The following is a 20,069-nucleotide window of genomic DNA, read 5'->3' as shown; positions in this document are numbered from 1 at the left end:
TATAGATTTTTTGTATTTTGTAGTCACGATATGAGACTAAAAGAACTTTTACATTATACCTATATTTTTCCTATTCTGGCAGTAGGATACTACTTTTCCGGTTTGATGGGAAGTGGTGTTCTATATGATATTCTTGCCGGTATTTTATTAATCGGAAGTGTTTTGTCCGCAGTACATCATGCTGAAGTGGTAGCTCATAAAGTAGGGGAGCCTTTCGGAACCATCATTCTGGCTCTTTGTATCACCATTATTGAAGTGGCACTTATCATCTCGCTGATGGTTGCCGGCGGAGATCAGGCGATCACGCTGGCCAGAGATACCGTTTTTGCTGCTGTAATGCTTATTCTTAATGGAATTCTGGGGATATGTATTCTGGTAGGCGGCGTTAAATATCACGAGCAGTTCTTTGCAAGGACTTCAGCAACCACTTATCTGGTGAGTATTGTTTCTATTCTGGTACTTACCCTTGTTCTTCCCAATTTTACATCAAGTGTCAACGGACCATTCTATAACGAAGCACAGCTTATTTTTATATCCATTGCGTGTCTTGCCATTTACGGGGTTTTCCTGATGGTGCAGACCGTTCGCCACAGAAGCTACTTTATTGTTCCTGATGAGCATCCTGAAGAACATTATATACCTTCATTGTCAAAAACCCTTATCAGCTTTATTTTTCTGGTAATTTGTCTTGTTATTGTCGTGCTGATGGCGAAAGGGTTATCCGATACCATAGAAGCAATGGTACAAAGCCTTGGAGCTCCGAAATCTCTGGTGGGAGTCATTATTGCTGCCGTGGTTCTCCTCCCTGAAGGGGTGGCAGCGATCCGTGCGGCAAGAGCCAATCAAATCCAGTCCAGCTTAAATCTGGCATTGGGTTCTGCACTGGCAAGTATCGGTCTTACTATTCCTGCGGTTTCAGTAGTGTGCATCATGTACAATATTCCGCTTGTATTAGGATTGGACAAAAAAGACATTATTCTGCTTTCTTTATCCGTATTTATCGTAATGCTTTCATTAAGCCGGGGTAAGACAAATGTTCTTTACGGAACCGTTCTTTTGGTGAATCTGGCAGCCTATATCTTTACAGTGATTGTTCCATAAAAAGAAAAAGTACAAAATTACATATATGTTTATTTGTAAAAGAAATCCAGGAAGTTAACCTCGATATCTATATCCCGTACCCCGAATCCCGTATCACTACAACCTTCTCGCCAGCTCCATTTTGAAAGCCATCAGTTTTGCTATATTCTCTGACTTGTAAATCGCCATGTCAGCATTTTCCCCTACGAAGTTTTCCTCAATAGTGCTGCGCCAAAGTTCCAGCCATCGGTCAAAATGTTTCTGTTCCATAGCCTGTATCTCGTTAATCGGGAAGTGTACACCCATTGGATTTCCTTTATAAGTCATCTGTCCGAAAAGGATAGACTCCCAGAAAGAATACATTTTAGGAAGATGCTGATCCCAGTCTACCTTAGCGATATCATTAAAAAAGAAACCAATAGTTTCATCTTTAACAACTTTGTTGTAAAATGAATTGACAAGGTGTTCAATATCTTCTCTTGATTCAAGCTTTTTCATAGTTCAAAGTTAGTACAATTCGTATTAAAAATTTCAGTCGGGAAATTGATAAATTTCATGTAAACAGTATTTTAGAGCACAACATAAAATAATACAATGAAAAATTATGAAAGATTAAAATTTGATTAATTCTCAAAAAAAGACTTTAAAAGAATTCGTTTTTTGTAAATTTAATTATTAAACACTAAAAAATTATTAAAATGATCAAAAAAATCAATTCTATTTGTATTCTCTTACTGATGTTTTCGGTATCATGTTCAAGGGATGAAGTGAGTGCTATTAATGATGATTCGGAAAAAATAAATTATTCTGAAGTAAAAAAATCACAGATGACGGAGGCAGAGATGCTTCAGCAGGGCTGGAAAATTGTAGATGAGTTTAAATTACCAGGGAATAATAGTTTGGGTGCCAGCTATAGTTCGCCAAATGAAGAGCGTGAAATCCCTTTCAAGGCAAATCACCTGAAAGATATGGGATATGATGTCAGTTATTCCGGAGAAAGAACACGGTTGAAAAACGTTTTTGCTTATTCCGGCCAGGTTCCGGATGGAATTATATTTAATCCAGACCTTTCTGTAGATGGAGATGCCCGGAATACAGCTCCAAACCCTAATGTTTCCATTGTTTTGGGAACTCCTGAGGTAACCATAAAAACAGACGGTGCAGATCTACCGGACAATGCCTATACTACGGAGGCAATTAACAATGGCGACAGAGAAAGTGAAATTACCGTAACGTATTCTTATAAAAAAGGATATTCTACTTCCTGGAAACGTACTGTATCGGGCTCATTTGAAGTGGCAGCTTCAGTATCCGTTGATATTCCACTGGTTGCAAAAGCTTCAGCAAGCACAAAAGTTGTGGTGGGAGGAGATACAACGGAAGGTACGGAAAATTCTGAAGAAATTACCGAAACCAGTAGCTACAAGACCATTGTGCCCGCTCATTCTAAAAAAACAATTTCTGTCCTTACAAAATTGAAGGGATCATCCGTTGAATACTTTGTACCGATGAAATTAAAAGGAAGATTACAGGCGAACTTTCCTTCTCCCGTAGATGGCCATTATTATTGGGCTTTTCCTATCGAAAGCTTTCCAGATTTTCTTACCAATATACATGGAGAGTCAGGAATCGTAAAATCTGTCAGCAATGTAAGTGTTACGGTAATGGAATCACCTGCGCAAAGGATTTAAAAGTACTTTAATATACATTAAAAAAACAGCAGAAATTCTGAATGTCTGCTGTTTTTTGTGTTTTGTTATCTGGACAAAGTTCAATTAAACCACTGAGAAAGCCATCTGCCATCTGAATAGTAAAGTTTAAAAATGATTACTAAAAAGCATTGATATCTTAATGGATTCTATTCTTAACTTTGCTTTTTATATGTTGAAAGAATGAGCAGATTATTAAGGGGCTTATGGGTAGCGGACAATCATAATATAATAAAGTCAAAATGATTACAAAATGACAGGAGGATTCAGAAAAAAAATCCGTCAGAAAAATGCGGAAAACAGTGGTTTCGGAACCAATGCATCCGGAAGATTTATCAATAAAGACGGCCTCCCGAATGTTCAGAGAAGGGGAGTGAATGTTTTTAACAGGCTAAGCTGGTACCACACCATGCTGAATCTCTCCTCATTCCGTTTTATATCTTATCTGGTTATCGCTTATATTATCATTAATCTTTTGTTTGCAATGATTTATTATCTGATTGGTGTAGAGCATCTTACCGGAATTGATAAGAGTGATCCGCTCAATGAATTTATCGATGTCTTTTTCTTCAGTTCTCAGACATTTACCACCGTTGGATATGGAAGAATAGCTCCTGTAGGCTTTTTGGCAAGTCTTGTAGCCACATTTGAAGCTTTTCTGGGATTGCTTACCTTTGCTATTGCAACAGGGCTTTTCTACGGAAGATTTTCAAGACCCCGGGCATATCTTAGATTTTCTGATATAGCAGTTATTGCTCCTTTTCAGGAATCTTCAGCATTAATGTTCAGGCTTGCTCCCTATAAAAACAATGCATTGACGGATGCAGATGTAATTGTATCAGTGGCTATAGAAGTAATAGAAAACGGAATCGCCAAAAGCAATTTTTACCGGCTTACAACACAGATGAGCAAGATCAATACACTGGCGCTCAACTGGACTGTAGTGCATAAAATTGATGAAAACTCTCCGTTTTATGGCTTTTCCGAAGAGGATTTTAAAAATACGGATATTGAGCTTATTGTGCAGGTTCGCGCATTTGATGAAGTATTTTCAAACACTGTGGTTCAAAGATCTTCATATACAACGGGAGAAATTGTATATGGGGCCAAATTTGTTCCGATGTATTATCCAAATAAGGAAAACCTTTCAACAGTACTGGATCTGGATAAAATCAATGAATATAAGAAAGAAGAGCTTCCGGAATCAGTGAGAAATAAAGAATAATGGATTTAGATTTTTATAAAAAACAAGCGATACAAAAGCAGAAAGAGCACAAGAAATTTCTGGACGGATTGAAGAAAAAACCGCCCAAAAATCTCGACTATGTAGTGCAGGAAACCCACGATGAAGTTTTTGAGGAAATTGATTGCCTGCAGTGTGCCAATTGCTGCAAAACAACAGGCCCGCTTTATACTGAAAAAGATATTGAGCGAATTGCCAAACATCTCAGAATGAAGTCCGCAGACTTTGAAGCAAAGTTTTTAAGAGTGGATGAAGATAATGACAAAGTGCTGCAAAATCTTCCCTGCTTTTTTCTGAACAGTGATAATACATGCTCTATCTACGACGTAAGACCGAAAGCCTGTCGTGAATATCCTCATACAGACCGTAAGAAGATTTATCAGATCAATAACCTGATGCTGAAAAACACGGTAATCTGCCCGGCTGCATTTGAATTCGTAGAAAAGATGATGAAGAATATAGTGAAGTAACTTTGCAGGAAGAGGGAAGATGGGGCTGAGAACTCTTCTCGTTGGTTATTTCTACTCTAAAAAACTTGCAGTTTCAAGCGCTACTCTTCCAGTCAGTTCAACCGGACTCATTTTTGCAAATTCCTCTTAAATAATTATAAAGTACGTTAAATAAGCTTTTTACGCATAATTTTCTAAATGATGCTTCGTTTAAGTTAAACAATCATTTAAATATTACATTATGAAAAAGTTATTTTTAACGGCAGCGTTTACATTAGTCGGAGTAATCGCAGTATCAGCACAGTCAACACCACAAAAGCCAGCCGATACTTCTACTAATAACCCTACGACAACTCAAACCCAACAAACGAATACGCAGACTACAAGTCCTGCGGATCCAAAGAATCAACAGGACAAATCACCTGCCACTACAATGGAAACTGCACCGGCAACTGATCCGTCAGTAAGTACAACACCTACTGATGCAACAAAGCCTGCAGATACTCCTAAAGAGGAAAAGAAAGACAAAAAGAAGAAAAAGTAAGCACTTTAGCAAACACTAGTCGGATCCTGAAATCTTGTATTTCAGGATTTTTTTTGTTCAAATTTCTTGTGCCCTGAACAGGATGATCTTAATGATCAGATCGAGCGGAAGATTTTCATGAATTGGAAATTGCACGGCTCCTTTAGAGAATTTATATTTTCTCTCTTTAAAATCTGTTTCAAAAGTACGGATGCCTTCAGCTCCCGGATAGAATCCGATATGCTTTTTATATCCGGCAAAATAAACCAAAGGTTTTCCTCTGTACCGGAAGGCGGGCATCTGATACCCAATATATTCTTCAATATCCGGAACCTGTAGATGGATTACTTTTCTAAGTTCTTGAAGCTTCTTCTGTACTTCTACCGGAAACAGAAGAATATATTCATCAATATTTGTAAAGGTGTTTTGCATGATATAAAAATAAAAAAAGCACTGCATATAGCAGCGCTTTCTCCTTTCACTTTTTACTTTTTTCCCATTATCCCGGGAACAGGCTATATCAAAAAAGGTCGGGATTTTTTCCCAACCTTTGTTTTTTTTGTTACACCACTCCTTGAGCCAACATTGCTTCTGCTACTTTTACGAAGCCGGCAATATTTGCACCTTTTACATAGTTTACATAACCGTCTTCGTCTTTTCCATAGTCTCTGCAAGCTTTGTGGATACCGATCATGATTTCCTTTAATCTTGCGTCAACTTCTTCAGAAGTCCAGTTCAGACGGATAGAGTTCTGGGTCATTTCTAATCCTGAAGTCGCAACACCTCCAGCATTGGAAGCCTTACCAGGAGAGAATAATACTTTATTGTCTAAGAAATAGTTGATCGCATCTAGTGTAGAAGGCATGTTAGCCGCTTCAGTTACACAGATACATCCGTTTTCAACTAATTTTCTTGCATCATCTAAATCTAATTCGTTTTGAGTTGCAGAAGGGAAGGCAACATCACACTTCACATCCCAAGGACGTTTTCCAGCGTGGAATTCAGCAGATGGATATTTTTTAGCATAGTCTTCAGCTCTATTGTTTCCTGAAGATCTAAGTTCTAATAAATAATCGATCTTTTCTCCGCTGATACCATCTTTATCGTAGATATATCCGTCAGGACCAGAGATTGTTACAACTTTAGCACCTAGTTCAGTTGCTTTTTTGATCACTCCCCACGCTACGTTTCCGAAACCTGATACCGTTACAATTTTATCTTTGAAATCCTGTCCGATCGTTTTAAGCATCTGCTCAGCGAAGTATACTACACCATATCCTGTAGCTTCAGGACGGATTAATGAACCTCCATACGCAAGACCTTTTCCTGTAAGAACACCGGTAAATTCGTTTCTGATTTTCTTGTATTGTCCGAATAAATATCCGATTTCTCTTGCTCCAACACCGATATCTCCTGCAGGTACGTCTGTTTCAGGACCGATGTGCTTGCATAATTCTGTCATGAAAGCCTGGCAGAAACGCATTACTTCCATATCAGATTTTCCTTGTGGATCAAAATCTGAACCTCCTTTACCACCTCCCATTGGAAGAGTTGTCAAAGAGTTTTTGAATACCTGCTCGAAAGCAAGGAATTTAAGAACGGATAGGTTTACAGTAGGGTGGAAACGGATTCCTCCTTTGTATGGTCCAATAGCAGAGTTCATTTGAATTCTGAAACCTCTGTTAACCTGAATTTCTCCTTTGTCATCAACCCATGGAACTCTGAAAATAATAATTCTTTCAGCTTCAGCCATTCTTTCAAGCAGCTTCATTCCGGTATATTCTTTTTTAGTAGCAATGAATGGAATTACGGTTACGGCAACTTCTTTTACAGCCTGTAAAAATTCCGGTTCGTTAGGATTTTTTGCTTCAATTTTTGCAATAAACTCTTGGATTTTCTGGTCAATATTATATTGTTCCATATATTAAGGTTGAATATTATTGTCAACAAATTTAATTTTTTTTTCAAGATTCACAACACTATATTTTAACATTGTTAAAAATTAAATAATAATGTTTCGTAATATTATTAAATTAATAATTTATGTTCAAATTTTATTAAAAATGAAATGTTATGTGTGAAATAATGCAGTATTAAGAAATCGTTAAATCTTTAATTGCGATGAATTGCCTCCCGGAAAATGATTTTACTTTCCCTAAAAGTTCCAATTCCAAAATTATTGGTAAGATTTTGTGGGTAGGAAGATCAATTTTCTGTGCCAGATCATCTAAAGAAATCTGAGGCTGGTCTTTAATAGATTGATATATTAAATTCTGATTGTCAGATAATTGGAGAATAGTCTCGCTATAAGGAAATAACTCTTCCATTTTTTCTTTGGGTTCATTTAATCCAAGGAGTCCGATAAGATCTTTCAGGGTCGAAATGGCTGTCGCTTTATTATGGAAAATCAGTTGATTACAACCCTGGCTTGAGCTGTCCGTAATTTTTCCGGGCAGTGCAAAAACATCACGGTTATAATCATTAGCAAAAGCTGCGGTGCTTACAGAGCCTCCTCCAAAACCGGTTTCCACTACAATCGTTGCCGGAGATATTCCTGCCACAATTCTGTTTCTCTGGATGAAGTTTTCCCGATCCGGTTTTCTGGATGAACTAAACTCCGTGATTAATGCACCACCTTCCAGTAAAATTTTTTCAGATAGTTTTCTGTTTTTGGCAGGATATAAATATTTAAAACCATGGGCAAGAACAGCCACCGTAGGTTTTTGATGACGAATAGACTGTTCGTGAACCTCTTTGTCGATTCCCAAAGCGAGGCCGCTCACCGTTACATATTTTGAAGATTGTGTCGCTTCGAAAAAATCGTCAAGGAATTGTTTCCCATACGCTGTCATATTCCGGGTTCCTACAATACTTACCTTAGGTTGTATATTTTCAATATTCCCTTTTTGATAAAGGATAGCCGGTGCGTCATTACATTCGTTAAGCAGGGAGGGCGTTTCTTTAAGGTGTTTCAGCCTGATTTGAATATTATTTTTTTCGCAAAAATTTAATTCATCTTCTGCAAATTCCAAATGAGATGTATTTCCAATATCTGAAACTGTTTTCTGTCCTATTCCATCAAGTTGTTTATACTCTTTTTTTGCTCTTTTCCAGACCTCCTGGGCGCTTCCGAAAGTATGGACAAGCTTATGAAAATGGATATCACCAATCTGGCTGCACTCGCGGAGGGCGATGGCATAGAAGTATTCTTCGGAATTCATGTGTGTTTTTTTTCAAATGTAATGAAATAAGTTTTATCTTTTTCTTAATTCATCCAAATGATCCCAGATGTCATCTTTTTTCTTGTAGGGAAGATCCATAAAATCTTCAGGATGATTTTCCCTGTATTCCTGCCATAATTTATCATCCTTTTCGCTGTAATAATTCGGAAACTCCCAGATAAATTTTTTCTTCTTTTCTCCCACATTTTTAAAGGCAAAGGCGATAATACTGCCTACTACAGCTCCGGAAAGATGGGCCTGCCATGAAATTTTACTCGGTTCCTGCATGTTGTAGAACAGTTCCTCCGGAAGCATTCCCCATACCAGACTGCCATAATAAAGTACAACAAGCATTGAAATCGTAAGAAGTTTTGTATTCCATTTAAAAACGCCGCTGAAGAAAAGGAAAAAGGCAAGCACATATACCACACCGCTGGCCCCGATGGTGCAGGTGTACATATATTCACCGGTAAGAATATCAATAGGAGGAAGAAGCCACACCAATAGTCCTGTTGCCAGCCAGCCGATGATAAAGACTTTGTTGGCCACTACCGGATAAAACTGATACAGCAAAAACATAAGTGCTGCTATCGGAATGGAGTTTCCTATAATATGATCGATATTTCCATGTAAAAGGGGAGAGGTAATAATGCCAAGCAATCCCTCGGGTAAGAGGGGAATAATGGCTCCAAAACAGCTTTGAAAGAAGCCCTGCATTTGTAAAAAGTACCCGAACCACATTGCTGAAAGCATCAGCAATGGATAGATAACCGCTCTTTTGGAAATTACATTTTTGAACATGTGGATTTTACGTCAAATCAAAAGCCAATGATAAATTTCGGAAAATTTGTCGAGGAATAAGTTTCTACCGGCCTGATTTTAAGACAAAAGGTATTAAATTTAACTTTTGAACTCATTATTTGGCATTGATTTTATAGAAATATCTTGTTATGAGGTAATTAAACTTTATAGAAATTGGTTCTTTTAAAGCTGAATTTAGCTTTAAAAAAAATTATATTAATATTTTTGCATTGAAAATTATTTAGAGTAATGAAGAAGTTTTTATTGATTCTTTCCTTTTTTATGGGAATGTATGCAAGTGCACAAGAAGAATTGAAAAAAGATTCCGCAGTGGTAGACACCATAAAATACTGGTCGGTTTTAGGAAAAAACACATTAATGATTAATCAGGCTGCCTTTTCAAACTGGGTAGGTGGAGGAGCCAACAACGTAGGTTGGCTTGCTGGCGTTAATTACAACCTGACCTATGAAAAAGATAAAGACCTTTGGGAAAATATCATTATTCTTGGATATGGGCAGAATGATACAAAAGGCCAGGGAATCAGAAAAACACAGGACGTTATCAATGTTTCTACCAATTATGGGCGAAAATTTTCAAAAAGCTGGTATTTCTCTATGGGTGCAGGATTTCAATCACAGTTTGCTGCAGGATATGAAGATGGAAATAATCCTGACGCAAAAAAGATATCCAATTTTATGGCGCCAGGCTACCTGAACGTCGGGATGGGTATCACATACAGGCCCAATGATGATCTCACGGTAACGTTACGTCCTACCAACGCCAGATGGACATTTGTACTGGATAAAGATCTCCAGACAGCAGGAAATTATGGTTTAAAGAATGATGGTGATACTTCTTTATTACAATTCGGTTTTCTGGGAACGGCAATATATAAATTGAAAATAATGGAAGATATTTATTTAACCAATACAGCGTCTGTCTTCTCGAATTACCTTGACCACCCGGACAGATTAGTTCTTGCCTATGGAGCTTTGCTGAACTTAAAGGTAAATAAATACATCTCCTCCAATGTGACCGTTGATTTGCTATACGATCATAATCAGATAGAGAAAACACAGCTGAAACAAACTCTTGGAATCGGATTTGCCTATACGCTGGCAAATGGTGTAAAACGTTCTGATCGCAAAGACAGCCAGTGGTGGATCAAAAAATAGTCAGAATACTTATATTTTAATTAAAACACTTCAGAAATGAGGTGTTTTTTTGTTTTTAAAATGCCTGAATTTTAAGTTGACTTAAGTTTGTGAGTCGTAATTTTGTTTTTCAAGTCTTTTGTTTTCAGTTGATTATGATGTATTTTTTAATTATGTTAAATTCATTTTAAAGTGAATTTTATGTCGGCATAAATTATTATTTATACATTTGTAATAAATCAACATTATGAAAAAACTTTTATTGATCAGTTCTATCTCTTTTGGGGCTGCAGCACTCGCTCAGGAGGCTAAGACGGAAGCTCCGGTATCAGACACAGCTAAGGCATGGTCTATTCAGGGACAAAATACATTAATGCTTAATCAGGCTGCCTTTTCAAACTGGGTAGGTGGAGGAGCCAACAACGTAGGTTGGCTTGCTGGCGTTAATTACAACCTGACCTATGAAAAAGGGAAAGATCTTTGGGAAAATATTATCATTCTGGGGTACGGACAAAATAACACACAAGGAACAGGAGTTAGAAAAACGCAGGATGTCATTAATCTTTCTACAAACTATGGTAGAGAATTTGCCAAACATTGGTATTTATCTGCAGGGGCGGGGCTTCAGACTCAGTTTGCTCCGGGTTATGAAGATGGAAATAATCCTGATGCAAAAAAGATTTCCAATTTTATGGCTCCCGGATATCTGAGTGTAGGAGCAGGGGTTACATACCGTCCCAATGATAATCTTACAGTTACTTTACGGCCTGCGAATGCCAGATGGACTTTTGTTTTAGACGAAGATCTTCAGAAAGCAGGAACTTACGGTCTTAAAAACGATGGAGATTCTTCTCTTTTCCAATTCGGTTTCCTGGGAACGGCAATGTACAAACTGAAGATTATGGAGAATATAACCTTACTGAATACGGCTTCTGTATTCTCAAACTACCTTGATCACCCGGACAGGCTTGTCCTTGGATATAGCGGAGTTTTGAGCATGAAAATCAATAAATATATTTCTACCAACGTTACCCTTGACCTTTTGTATGACCATAATCAGATATGGAAGACCCAGCTGAAGCAGACATTGGGCGTAGGATTGGCGTATAATTTTGATAACGGTAAGAAACGTTCAGAAAATAAAGATAACCAAAGCTGGTTGAAAAAATAAGAGACACACAATCTGTAAATACAAAAAAAGCACTTCATTTGAAGTGCTTTTTTATCAATATATATAAGTTTTAAAATTCTATATCAACTTCTAATTTCTCAGCCAGCAGCTTTGAAATTTTCTCTTTTAGAGGTTCTATATCAATATTCTGCATAGCATCATTCGCAAAAGCATATAAAAGTAGTGCCTGAGCTTCTTTTTTCGAAATTCCTCTGGCTCTCAGATAGAATAAAGCATCTTCATTCAATTGTCCTACTGTACATCCGTGAGAACATTTTACATCGTCTGCAAAAATTTCTAACTGAGGTTTTGTATCAATACTTGCCCCTTCGCTTAGCAATACATTGTTGTTTTGCTGGTAAGCATTTGTCTTCTGAGCAATTTTGTCCACAAAAACTTTTCCGTTGAAAACTCCATGGGCGTTACCATCAAAAATTCCTTTGTAGTTCTGGTAACTTTCACAATTCGGGAAGTTGTGGTGAACTGCTGTATGGTGGTCTACCAACTGATCTTTCCCGATAATGGTAATTCCGTTCATGAATGAATTGATATTGGATCCGTTATGAATAAAATCAAGGTTGTTTCTTACCAGTTTACCTCCGAAAGAGAATGTGTTTACCGTAGTTAAGCTGTCCTTCTCCTGTTTTGCAAAAGTATTATCGATAAGATAGGTTGTGTTGTTATCGTTCTGAAGTTTGTGCCAGTCAGCTTTCGCATTTGGGTATGTAAAGATCTCTGTTACAGAGTTTGTCAGTACGTAAGTGGTGTCAAAATTATGGTGGCTTTCAATCACTTCTACTTTTGCTCCTTCTTCTACGATCAAAAGGTTTCTGGTATTGTAGAATGTATTTTCTTCCTGATTCTGAGAAATATAAAAAACGTGGATTGGCTTTTCAATCACTACATTTTTAGGAACTTTAAGGAAGAAGCCATATTTGCAGTAAGCAAGGTTCAGGTTCGTAAAAGCCTGTTCTTTAGAAGCAATGGTATTGAAATATTTTTCAAAAACCTCCTTATGTTTCTCATCATTCAATGCATAATTGAATGAAAGGAACTCCACATTTTCAATAGAAACTTTAGAAAGCTCTTTGTGAAGTTTACCGTTTACAAAAACAATCCAATCAAAATTCTCTTCACCAAGATGCAGTTCATCAAACTGCTCTTTAGTGATATTGTGGTGCTCTTTCGGGAAGAAGTTGTAGCTTTTTTCCGTGATCTCCTTTAGATTGGTATATTTATATTCTTCGTCTTTTTTAGTAGGAAAACCAAAGTTTGCAAATTTTTGAAGCGCTGTTTTTCTTTCCTCATCCAGAAATCTGTGACGAAGACTCTCCAAAAATTCACTATGGTTCTCTATAATTTGTTCTTTTAATGCCATTACTGGTATGTCTGTGGTTTGCACCATTTTTTCTTTTTTTTGAACTAAAATATTGTTATTCCGAGGAATAGGAATCCAATTTTTACTTTAGAGATTCATATTTGCTGCACTTCATAAATGGTTGGCATAATTTCAAATCTCAAATAGTAAATTTCAAATTAATTTAAAAGCCAGTCGTAACCTTTTTCTTCAAGTTCTAATGCTAAAGATTTATCACCGGTTTTGATGATTTTCCCGTCTGCTAACACGTGAACGAAGTCAGGCTGAATATAGTTAAGCAATCTTTGATAGTGGGTAATCAGAAGAACTGCATTTCCTTCATTTTTGAAGTAGTTTACTCCATCTGCAACGATTCTTAAAGCATCGATATCCAATCCTGAATCAGTTTCATCAAGAATAGCCAATTTCGGATTAAGCATCATCATCTGGAAGATCTCGTTTCTTTTCTTTTCACCTCCGGAGAATCCTTCGTTCAATGATCTTGAAAGAAAATCTTTTTTGATTCCCAGTTTTTCAGATTTCTCACGGATTAGAGCAAGCATTTCTTTTGCCGGCATTTCTTCCAGTCCGTTTGCTTTTCTTGTTTCGTTTAAAGCGGCTTTGATAAAGTTCGTTACAGAAACTCCTGGAATTTCTACAGGATACTGGAAAGAAAGGAAAATTCCTTTGTGAGCTCTATCTTCAGGAGCATCTTCGCTGATGTCCTGTCCGTCAAAAAGGATCTCTCCACCAGTCACTTCGTAATCTTCTTTTCCTGCGATTACAGAAGAAAGGGTAGACTTACCAGCTCCGTTTGGTCCCATGATAGCGTGAACTTCGCCCGGCTTTATTTCAAGATTAATCCCTTTTAATATTTCTGCGCCATCTTCAATTTTGGCGTGAAGGTCTTTAATTTGTAACATTCTTGCTAACTTTTGCTTTATAATTGTGTGAGCTTCTCATTGTGTATTCACTTTGTCTTTAACTGAAGTATTTCCTCAGCGGACATAGAAGCTTTTTATATTTTATTTTACTAATAATCTCCTGTGAAGATTACAATTTATTTCCCGTTGATAACGGTTGATCATCTGATAAAAACTCTGAAAACCTTGCCTTTAAATCAGTTGGTTTTTATCTGAAAATCCTTTTAAAAGATTAACCTACCGAACCTTCTAGTGAAATTTCAAGTAGTTTCTGTGCTTCAATAGCAAATTCCATTGGAAGTTTATTTAAAACTTCTTTACTGAAACCATTTACAATCAGAGCAATAGCTCTTTCTGTGTCAATACCTCTCTGGTTACAGTAGAAAATCTGGTCTTCCCCGATTTTTGAAGTCGTAGCTTCGTGCTCTAACTGTGCCGTAGGGTCTTTGATTTCAATATAAGGGAAAGTATGAGCTCCACATTCATTACCCATCAATAAAGAGTCACATTGTGAAAAGTTTCTGGCTCCTTTTGCAGAAGGCATTACTTTTACCTGTCCTCTGTATGAGTTTTGTGATTTTCCGGCAGAAATACCTTTTGAAATAATCGTTGATTTGGTATTCTTTCCAATGTGGATCATTTTTGTTCCTGTATCTGCATATTGGTGGTTGTTGGTTACCGCAATAGAGTAGAACTCTCCGATAGAATTGTCTCCTTTTAAGATACAAGAAGGATATTTCCATGTTACAGCTGAACCTGTTTCAACCTGTGTCCAGGAGATTTTTGCATTTCTTTCGCAAAGTCCTCTCTTCGTTACAAAGTTGAATACACCTCCTTTACCTTCTTCATTACCCGGGTACCAGTTCTGTACCGTTGAATATTTAATTTCAGCATTATCTAAAGCGATAAGCTCTACAACCGCTGCGTGAAGCTGGTTTTCATCTCTTGACGGTGCTGTACATCCTTCAAGATAAGATACATAACTTCCTTCATCAGCTACAAGAAGCGTTCTTTCAAACTGTCCTGTTCCTGCCTGATTGATACGGAAATAAGTAGAAAGTTCCATCGGGCATTTTACTCCTTTAGGAATATAACAGAAACTTCCGTCAGAAAATACTGCGGAATTCAATGCTGCATAGAAGTTATCTCCTCTCGGAACTACTTTTCCAAGATATTTTCTTACCAAATCAGGGTGGTTTTTAATAGCCTCAGAGATCGAGCAGAAAATAATTCCTTTTTCTGCCAGTGTATCCTGGAAAGTGGTTTTCACAGAAACTGAGTCCATTACGATATCTACAGCAACTCCTGAAAGTCTTTTTTGCTCTTCGATATTAATCCCTAGCTTTTCGAATGTTTTCAATAGTTCAGGATCTACTTCGTCAAGGCTTGCCAGTTCAGGCTTTACTTTTGGAGCAGCATAGTAACGGATTGCCTGAAAATCCGGTTTTTCATATTTGATATTAGCCCACTCAGGCTCTACCATTTTTTGCCAGATTTTGAAAGATTCCAATCGCCATTCAGTCATCCATTCCGGCTCTTCTTTTTTAGCAGAGATCGCACGGATGATATCCTCGTTTAAACCAGTCGGGAAGTCTTCATAATCAATCTTCGTCTCCCAACCGAATTCATATTTTTTATTTTCTAGATCGACTCTTAGATCGTCTTCTGTATATTTACTCATTATTTTTTTTTAGGTTTCAGATTAGATTTCAGAAGTCAGAATAGCTCTGAGGTCTGAAATCTAGGATCTAATGTCTTTTCTCTAAAGACTAAATGATTCCCCACATCCACATGTTCTGGATGCATTCGGGTTGTTAAAAACAAACCCTTTTCCGTTCAATCCTCCTGAATACTCAAGAGTTGTTCCTGCTAAATAAAGGATGGATTTTTTATCTATAATAATTTTAATGTTATTATCTTCAAAAATCTGATCTGTGTCTGTTTTTTCGTTGTCAAACTTTAAAACATACTCTAAACCAGAGCATCCGCCGCTTTTTACCCCTACTCTTATATAATCTTCAGCAGGGTTAAAACCATCTTCCGTCATTAACTGGATGGCTTTCTCCTTTGCATGGTCTGATACTTTTATCATTGTATTTATTTAGAATGATTTAATGATGCAAAAATACAAACTAATTTCCGCAATCTCAAATCGAAGATGTCTATTTTAATGATTATGATATTAATAGCAATTTATCAGAGGATAAATGATGTTAAAAAAAGATAAACTGAGCCGTTTTCTGTTAAGGTTTTATTCATAATTTTAACCTTGAATCGTATTTTAAATCTATAAGGAAGACATATAATCAAGCAATAAGGGAGAAAACTTGTCAAAAATAAAGTACAATAAATCTTTCTTTTAATAATGCTCAATAAATAAAAATATAAATGAAAAAAATAGGTATTATCGCATTGGCGCTCTTCATACAGAATGTTTCTGCACAAACCAACAGATTCGTATATCAGGTGACGATGAAGCCTGATGCTGAAAATAAAACAGATATCAAGACTGAAAATGCTTATCTGGATATTTCTCCGGAAAAATCTGTGTTTTATTCTGAAAACAGAATCAAAAGAGATTCTATTATGCAAAAAGCATTTCAGAGCGGAGGCGGAAGAGCAAGCATCAACAGAGATCAGATGGAAGGATTGAAAACGAATATCAGCTATTCCATTGAAAAAGATAAAACCAATCAAAAGACCTATTTTAAAGACAGAATCGAGCGTGATCTCTATTCGTATGAAGAAGACAGACCACTGAACTGGAAAATAGAGTCAGAAACGAGAAAAATAGGCGAGTATAAAGTTCAGAAAGCTGAAACTGATTTTGGTGGAAGAAAATGGACGGCATGGTTTACAACAGATCTTCCTTATCAGGATGGACCTTATAAGTTCGGAGGACTTCCGGGGTTGATTGTAAAAGTGGAAGATGATAAAGGAGATTATTCTTTTGATCTTATGAAAAACTATAAAATTGCTGAGTTTCCGGCTTTGAACCAGTTTGGAAATACTTTGAAAGTAAAAAGAACAGATTATATCAAACAGCAGCAAAAATTTAAAGCTGATCCGATGTCGTTTATGAGCCAAAGTGGCAGTGGACAAGGTGGATTTTCTAATACAATAAGAATAGGCGGAGGCGGAAGAGGCTCCGGCGGCGGAAACCAAAATCCTGCTGATATGAGAAAAAGAATGGAAGAAAGGGTGAAAGAAGAGGCTAAGAAAAATTCTAATCCGATCGAATTGCAATAAATAAAAAAGCGGTCTTGACTTAAGACCGCTTTTTTATATCATTATAATTTTTGATAAAAACTATTTTAATAGCTGGTTGAAAGTATCACCCTGTCTGATATCTCCGGTGTTGTACCCTTTCATAAACCATTCTTTACGCTGTGCAGAAGAGCCGTGGGTAAAACTTTCCTGATTCACATATCCCTGTGCTCTTTTCTGAATATTATCATCGCCAACCGCTTCGGCAGCATCTATGGCAGACTCAATATCTCCGGGTTCCAGAATATGTTTGCTGTCATTGGTTCTTTTTGCCCATACTCCGGCATAGAAATCAGCCTGTAATTCTGTCGCAACGGATACTCTGTTCATCTGCTCTTCGGAATATCTTCCGCTTCTTCTTAGCGCATCCACTTTCTGTGTAGTTCCCAAAAGGGTCTGAACATGGTGTCCTACTTCATGCGCAAGAACATAAGCTACCGTAAATTCTGTTACTTTAGCTCCGAATTTTTGCTGAAGTTCACCAAAAAAACTCATATCCATATAGACTTTCTGATCGGCCGGGCAATAGAATGGCCCCATGGCAGATTGAGCCGTACCGCATGCTGAAGATGTTGTATTTTCGAAAAGAACAATTCCTGGATCGGTATAGGTCATGCCATTTTCTGTGAAAATCTGATTCCAGGTCTGGCTATTCCATGCGTCCATCATTTTGACCATTTCTCCGATTTGTTTTTCATCGGCAGTAAGCTCTCTCTGTTCTCCGGAATTTCCTGAAGGCTGCATGCCTCCGGAATTCAAGATACCGGATGGATCACCTCCCAAAAAGAATACGATGGCTGCTATAATTAAAGTTCCGAGTCCGCCTCCTACAATCATACCGCCACTTCCGCCTCCTGAACCACGGCGGTCATCAACGTTTCCGCCTCTGTCGTCTGTCCATTTCATACTAATAAATTTATGGGTTAATTTAAATATTTTACGCCAGATTATAAGCGAAAATATTTAGATATTTATCTGTTGAGTTGTTTCGTTTTTAGCCAGTAAGAGGTAGACTGATAAGCTGATACAGCATCATCCACCAGTTTCTGATCTGGATTTTTTAATAATTTTTCGTCGTAATATAGTTTAAACTCAGGTTTCAGATCACTTTTTTCCAGTTCCAAAGAATATTGTTTTACCTTTTTTACCGGCGAAATAATGGTCAAACGTTCACCTTTGATAAATCCAAGATCCTGATAGGTTGCCACATAAGCTTTAGGCTGGAATTCCGGTTTGAACACATCCTGACCCAGGAATTTAGACTGATAGCTGAAGTTTAATAAGCCCAAAACGGTCGGCATTATATCGATCTGCGACATCAGCGCATCAAATTTCTGAGGCTGAATAAATCCTTCAGAAAATACCATAGCAGGAATTCTGTATTTATCCATCGGAAGTTCCGTTTTTCCCGCACTGGATGCACAATGGTCTGCAATGATAACAAAAACCGTATTCTTGTACCAGTCTTGTTTCTTAGCCATATCGAAGAACAACTTAAGAGAGTAGTCTGTATACTTTACACCCCCTTCACGGGATTTTGCCGTTCCCGGAATATCAATTCTTCCGTCAGGATAGGTAAATGGTCTGTGGTTGGAAACTGTCATCCAATGATTGAAAAACGGTTTTCCTGACTTAGCTTCAGCATTCATTATCTGAATAGCTTTTCTGGCCATATCTTCATCAGCAACGCCCCAAACATTGGCAAAAGTAATTTCTTCAGGTTTAAAGTTATTTCTGTCTACGATACCATAGCCGTTTCCTCCGAAGAAATCCTGCATATTATCAAAATAGCTGTATCCGCCGTATAAAAATTTAACATCATATCCTTTAGACTTGAAAACACTTCCGGTTGTGAATTTATTCTTATTGTCATCTCTCTTGATGATACTTTCTCCTGCTGTAGGAGGAATACATAATGTCAAAGCTTCCAGTCCGCGTACTGTTCTGTTTCCGGTTGCATACAGATTGGTAAACATGAGTGATTTATCAGCAAGACTGTCCAGGAAAGGAGTAATTTTTTGGGTATTGCCATAATGTTCCATGAAATCTGCAGAAAGACTTTCAATGGAGATCAATACTACGTTTTTCTTCACTTCAGGCTGTTCTGCAACAACAGCTCTTGATAAAGTAGGTTGTGGATACTGGCTTAAGAAATTCTTTTCAGCCTGCTGTTGGTTAATCTGTGAATAAAACTGGAAATAATCCAGTTCATTATGGGTAAACGCCCAGTAGAACTTAGGAAGTCCGTTGGCTTCAATTTCGTCTGCGAAAACATTGTCGGATCTGATTTGCATCAAGGATGGTATTGCCAGTGCACTCAACGCACAAAGTACCATAAAACTACCCAGCAGCACCATTTTTTGTTTAAAATCTGGTAGTTCCAGAAGCTCATCTTTTGTTTTCTTATAAATAAACCATGTGATGACCAGGGTAACAATCATGATGGCAGAAAACAGCGGAATAACCGGATAGCTTTCCATGATATTCCCAATCACCTCATTGGTATAGATAAGATAATCTACAGCAATAAAATTATAACGAACTCCAAATTCATTATAGAAAAAATATTCACTTACCCCGTTGAAAATGATCAGAAGAACATATAACAGTAATGTGATGAAATATAATATATTACGGATCTTAATTCTCTGTGCAGGAAGGAACAGCATCAATCCGAAGAAAAGGGCCTTAATTCCTACGAAAACAAGGGCTATTTCCATGATGGAACCTCCATACTGCTTGAAAATATTGTTCGGCACAAGCCATATATAAAGGAAGAATAGAACCAGAGCACTCAGAATAATGTGTCCGTAAGGTTTTTTATATTTTGAATTGGAAAGAAAGAGGAAGTAAAGAGCGAGAATGGAACTGGCCAGTATGAAAACAAAAATGTCATTCACCAGACCTATCAGCAAAACTTTTACAACTTCGAAAAATCCAAAACTAGCAGTAGTAATAGGATGAAAAAAGAATACGGTTCTTATTATCAACGAAATAATAAGATAGAAAATTCCTAAATACAGGAAGGGTTTTATTTTTTTTAAAAACATGTATTGTCTGTCTTTATTAATTTTCACAAAGATAGTTTTTGTAGGGAACTTTTGACGGAAAAAAAGAAAAACATCCTTTTTATTAATAAGATTTATGAATTATTTATATACTAATAAAAA

At 37.1% G+C, this 20,069-nt stretch carries 19 protein-coding genes; 8 read left to right on the top strand and 11 right to left on the bottom strand.

What is annotated here, in order from left to right:
- The first annotated feature begins 30 nt into the window (after positions 1-30).
- A complete protein-coding gene (locus JNG87_RS04410; protein ID WP_202841945.1) occupies positions 31-1,101 on the top strand; it encodes a calcium:proton antiporter in 1,071 nt (356 codons plus the stop codon).
- Positions 1,102-1,197: 96 nt separating this feature from the next.
- Here the strand turns inward: JNG87_RS04410 and JNG87_RS04405 are convergent, their stop codons facing one another.
- Entirely contained in the window at positions 1,198-1,578 is a 381-nt protein-coding gene (locus tag JNG87_RS04405) for a group III truncated hemoglobin (protein ID WP_202841943.1), read from the bottom strand.
- 200 nt (positions 1,579-1,778) lie between these two features.
- On the opposite strand from JNG87_RS04405, the gene JNG87_RS04400 reads away from it, so the two are divergent.
- The 4 genes from JNG87_RS04400 (at position 1,779) to JNG87_RS04385 (ending at position 5,025) form a co-directional block, all read left to right on the top strand.
- Positions 1,779-2,771 carry a hypothetical protein gene (locus JNG87_RS04400; protein WP_202841941.1) on the top strand — a complete coding sequence of 331 codons (993 nt, stop codon included), beginning with the start codon at positions 1,779-1,781 and terminating at the stop codon, positions 2,769-2,771.
- Positions 2,772-3,042: 271 nt separating this feature from the next.
- A complete protein-coding gene (locus JNG87_RS04395) occupies positions 3,043-4,014 on the top strand; it encodes an ion channel (RefSeq protein WP_202841939.1) in 972 nt (323 codons plus the stop codon).
- Positions 4,014-4,502 carry a YkgJ family cysteine cluster protein gene (locus JNG87_RS04390; protein ID WP_202841937.1) on the top strand — a complete coding sequence of 163 codons (489 nt, stop codon included), beginning with the start codon at positions 4,014-4,016 and terminating at the stop codon, positions 4,500-4,502. The genes JNG87_RS04395 and JNG87_RS04390 overlap by 1 nt, the downstream gene beginning before the upstream one ends.
- Positions 4,503-4,722: 220 nt before the next feature.
- A complete protein-coding gene (locus JNG87_RS04385) occupies positions 4,723-5,025 on the top strand; it encodes a hypothetical protein (RefSeq protein WP_110009093.1) in 303 nt (100 codons plus the stop codon).
- Positions 5,026-5,082: 57 nt separating this feature from the next.
- On the opposite strand, the gene JNG87_RS04380 is transcribed toward JNG87_RS04385, so the two are convergent.
- The 4 genes from JNG87_RS04380 to JNG87_RS04365 all read right to left on the bottom strand — a co-directional run bounded on the left by JNG87_RS04380 (position 5,083) and on the right by JNG87_RS04365 (position 9,026).
- On the bottom strand, positions 5,083-5,436 hold the full coding sequence (locus JNG87_RS04380) for an iron chaperone (protein WP_202841929.1): 354 nt from the start codon (positions 5,434-5,436) through the stop codon (positions 5,083-5,085).
- Between the two features lie 130 nt (positions 5,437-5,566).
- On the bottom strand, positions 5,567-6,925 hold the full coding sequence (gene gdhA, locus JNG87_RS04375; protein WP_062673086.1) for an NADP-specific glutamate dehydrogenase: 1,359 nt from the start codon (positions 6,923-6,925) through the stop codon (positions 5,567-5,569).
- 172 nt (positions 6,926-7,097) lie between these two features.
- On the bottom strand, positions 7,098-8,225 hold the full coding sequence (gene dprA, locus JNG87_RS04370) for a DNA-processing protein DprA (RefSeq protein WP_202841927.1): 1,128 nt from the start codon (positions 8,223-8,225) through the stop codon (positions 7,098-7,100).
- 33 nt (positions 8,226-8,258) lie between these two features.
- Positions 8,259-9,026, bottom strand: a complete 768-nt coding sequence (locus tag JNG87_RS04365; protein ID WP_202841919.1) for a rhomboid family intramembrane serine protease — start codon at positions 9,024-9,026, stop codon at positions 8,259-8,261.
- A gap of 249 nt (positions 9,027-9,275) precedes the next feature.
- Here JNG87_RS04365 and JNG87_RS04360 point away from each other — a divergent pair, with 249 nt between their 5' ends.
- Together JNG87_RS04360 and JNG87_RS04355 are read left to right on the top strand one after the other, a co-directional pair.
- On the top strand, positions 9,276-10,202 hold the full coding sequence (locus JNG87_RS04360; protein WP_202841915.1) for a DUF3078 domain-containing protein: 927 nt from the start codon (positions 9,276-9,278) through the stop codon (positions 10,200-10,202).
- 226 nt (positions 10,203-10,428) lie between these two features.
- Positions 10,429-11,352 (top strand): DUF3078 domain-containing protein, encoded by a 924-nt coding sequence (locus JNG87_RS04355; RefSeq protein WP_202841914.1) that lies wholly within the window; start codon positions 10,429-10,431, stop codon positions 11,350-11,352.
- A 70-nt stretch (positions 11,353-11,422) separates the two neighbouring features.
- Here JNG87_RS04355 and sufD read toward each other — a convergent pair whose 3' ends face one another.
- From sufD to JNG87_RS04335, 4 genes are all read right to left on the bottom strand, one after another.
- On the bottom strand, positions 11,423-12,730 hold the full coding sequence (gene sufD / locus JNG87_RS04350) for a Fe-S cluster assembly protein SufD (RefSeq protein WP_202844212.1): 1,308 nt from the start codon (positions 12,728-12,730) through the stop codon (positions 11,423-11,425).
- 158 nt (positions 12,731-12,888) lie between these two features.
- On the bottom strand, positions 12,889-13,632 hold the full coding sequence (gene sufC, locus JNG87_RS04345; protein WP_110009100.1) for a Fe-S cluster assembly ATPase SufC: 744 nt from the start codon (positions 13,630-13,632) through the stop codon (positions 12,889-12,891).
- A gap of 232 nt (positions 13,633-13,864) precedes the next feature.
- Complete coding sequence (gene sufB / locus JNG87_RS04340) at positions 13,865-15,313, bottom strand: Fe-S cluster assembly protein SufB (RefSeq protein ID WP_062673097.1); 1,449 nt, start codon at positions 15,311-15,313, stop codon at positions 13,865-13,867.
- A gap of 81 nt (positions 15,314-15,394) precedes the next feature.
- A complete protein-coding gene (locus tag JNG87_RS04335; protein ID WP_062673099.1) occupies positions 15,395-15,724 on the bottom strand; it encodes a HesB/IscA family protein in 330 nt (109 codons plus the stop codon).
- Between the two features lie 296 nt (positions 15,725-16,020).
- On the opposite strand from JNG87_RS04335, the gene JNG87_RS04330 reads away from it, so the two are divergent.
- Positions 16,021-16,881, top strand: a complete 861-nt coding sequence (locus tag JNG87_RS04330; protein WP_202841913.1) for a GLPGLI family protein — start codon at positions 16,021-16,023, stop codon at positions 16,879-16,881.
- 60 nt (positions 16,882-16,941) lie between these two features.
- Here the strand turns inward: JNG87_RS04330 and JNG87_RS04325 are convergent, their stop codons facing one another.
- Together JNG87_RS04325 and JNG87_RS04320 are read right to left on the bottom strand one after the other, a co-directional pair.
- Positions 16,942-17,805 (bottom strand): neutral zinc metallopeptidase, encoded by an 864-nt coding sequence (locus JNG87_RS04325; RefSeq protein WP_202841912.1) that lies wholly within the window; start codon positions 17,803-17,805, stop codon positions 16,942-16,944.
- Between the two features lie 65 nt (positions 17,806-17,870).
- Complete coding sequence (locus JNG87_RS04320) at positions 17,871-19,949, bottom strand: LTA synthase family protein (protein WP_202844205.1); 2,079 nt, start codon at positions 19,947-19,949, stop codon at positions 17,871-17,873.
- Positions 19,950-20,069 lie beyond the last annotated feature (120 nt).

The sequence above is a fragment of the Chryseobacterium cucumeris genome, assembly GCF_016775705.1.
Lineage (GTDB): Bacteria > Bacteroidota > Bacteroidia > Flavobacteriales > Weeksellaceae > Chryseobacterium > Chryseobacterium cupriresistens.
This window is presented reverse-complemented; position numbering and strand designations above follow the sequence as displayed.

What these genes read in the sequence shown, in the direction of transcription:
- JNG87_RS04385 (WP_110009093.1), top strand. Translation starts at nt 4,723, where the DNA reads ATGAAAAAGTTATTTTTAACGGCAGCGTTTACATTAGTCGGAGTAATC.
- JNG87_RS04355 (WP_202841914.1), top strand. Translation starts at nt 10,429, where the DNA reads ATGAAAAAACTTTTATTGATCAGTTCTATCTCTTTTGGGGCTGCAGCA.
- dprA (WP_202841927.1), bottom strand. Translation starts at nt 8,225, where the DNA reads ATGAATTCCGAAGAATACTTCTATGCCATCGCCCTCCGCGAGTGCAGC.
- JNG87_RS04395 (WP_202841939.1), top strand. Translation starts at nt 3,043, where the DNA reads ATGACAGGAGGATTCAGAAAAAAAATCCGTCAGAAAAATGCGGAAAAC.
- JNG87_RS04320 (WP_202844205.1), bottom strand. Translation starts at nt 19,949, where the DNA reads ATGTTTTTAAAAAAAATAAAACCCTTCCTGTATTTAGGAATTTTCTAT.
- JNG87_RS04390 (WP_202841937.1), top strand. Translation starts at nt 4,014, where the DNA reads ATGGATTTAGATTTTTATAAAAAACAAGCGATACAAAAGCAGAAAGAG.
- JNG87_RS04325 (WP_202841912.1), bottom strand. Translation starts at nt 17,805, where the DNA reads ATGAAATGGACAGACGACAGAGGCGGAAACGTTGATGACCGCCGTGGT.
- sufC (WP_110009100.1), bottom strand. Translation starts at nt 13,632, where the DNA reads ATGTTACAAATTAAAGACCTTCACGCCAAAATTGAAGATGGCGCAGAA.
- JNG87_RS04410 (WP_202841945.1), top strand. Translation starts at nt 31, where the DNA reads ATGAGACTAAAAGAACTTTTACATTATACCTATATTTTTCCTATTCTG.
- JNG87_RS04365 (WP_202841919.1), bottom strand. Translation starts at nt 9,026, where the DNA reads ATGTTCAAAAATGTAATTTCCAAAAGAGCGGTTATCTATCCATTGCTG.
- JNG87_RS04400 (WP_202841941.1), top strand. Translation starts at nt 1,779, where the DNA reads ATGATCAAAAAAATCAATTCTATTTGTATTCTCTTACTGATGTTTTCG.
- sufB (WP_062673097.1), bottom strand. Translation starts at nt 15,313, where the DNA reads ATGAGTAAATATACAGAAGACGATCTAAGAGTCGATCTAGAAAATAAA.
- gdhA (WP_062673086.1), bottom strand. Translation starts at nt 6,925, where the DNA reads ATGGAACAATATAATATTGACCAGAAAATCCAAGAGTTTATTGCAAAA.
- sufD (WP_202844212.1), bottom strand. Translation starts at nt 12,730, where the DNA reads ATGGCATTAAAAGAACAAATTATAGAGAACCATAGTGAATTTTTGGAG.
- JNG87_RS04380 (WP_202841929.1), bottom strand. Translation starts at nt 5,436, where the DNA reads ATGCAAAACACCTTTACAAATATTGATGAATATATTCTTCTGTTTCCG.
- JNG87_RS04405 (WP_202841943.1), bottom strand. Translation starts at nt 1,578, where the DNA reads ATGAAAAAGCTTGAATCAAGAGAAGATATTGAACACCTTGTCAATTCA.
- JNG87_RS04330 (WP_202841913.1), top strand. Translation starts at nt 16,021, where the DNA reads ATGAAAAAAATAGGTATTATCGCATTGGCGCTCTTCATACAGAATGTT.
- JNG87_RS04360 (WP_202841915.1), top strand. Translation starts at nt 9,276, where the DNA reads ATGAAGAAGTTTTTATTGATTCTTTCCTTTTTTATGGGAATGTATGCA.
- JNG87_RS04335 (WP_062673099.1), bottom strand. Translation starts at nt 15,724, where the DNA reads ATGATAAAAGTATCAGACCATGCAAAGGAGAAAGCCATCCAGTTAATG.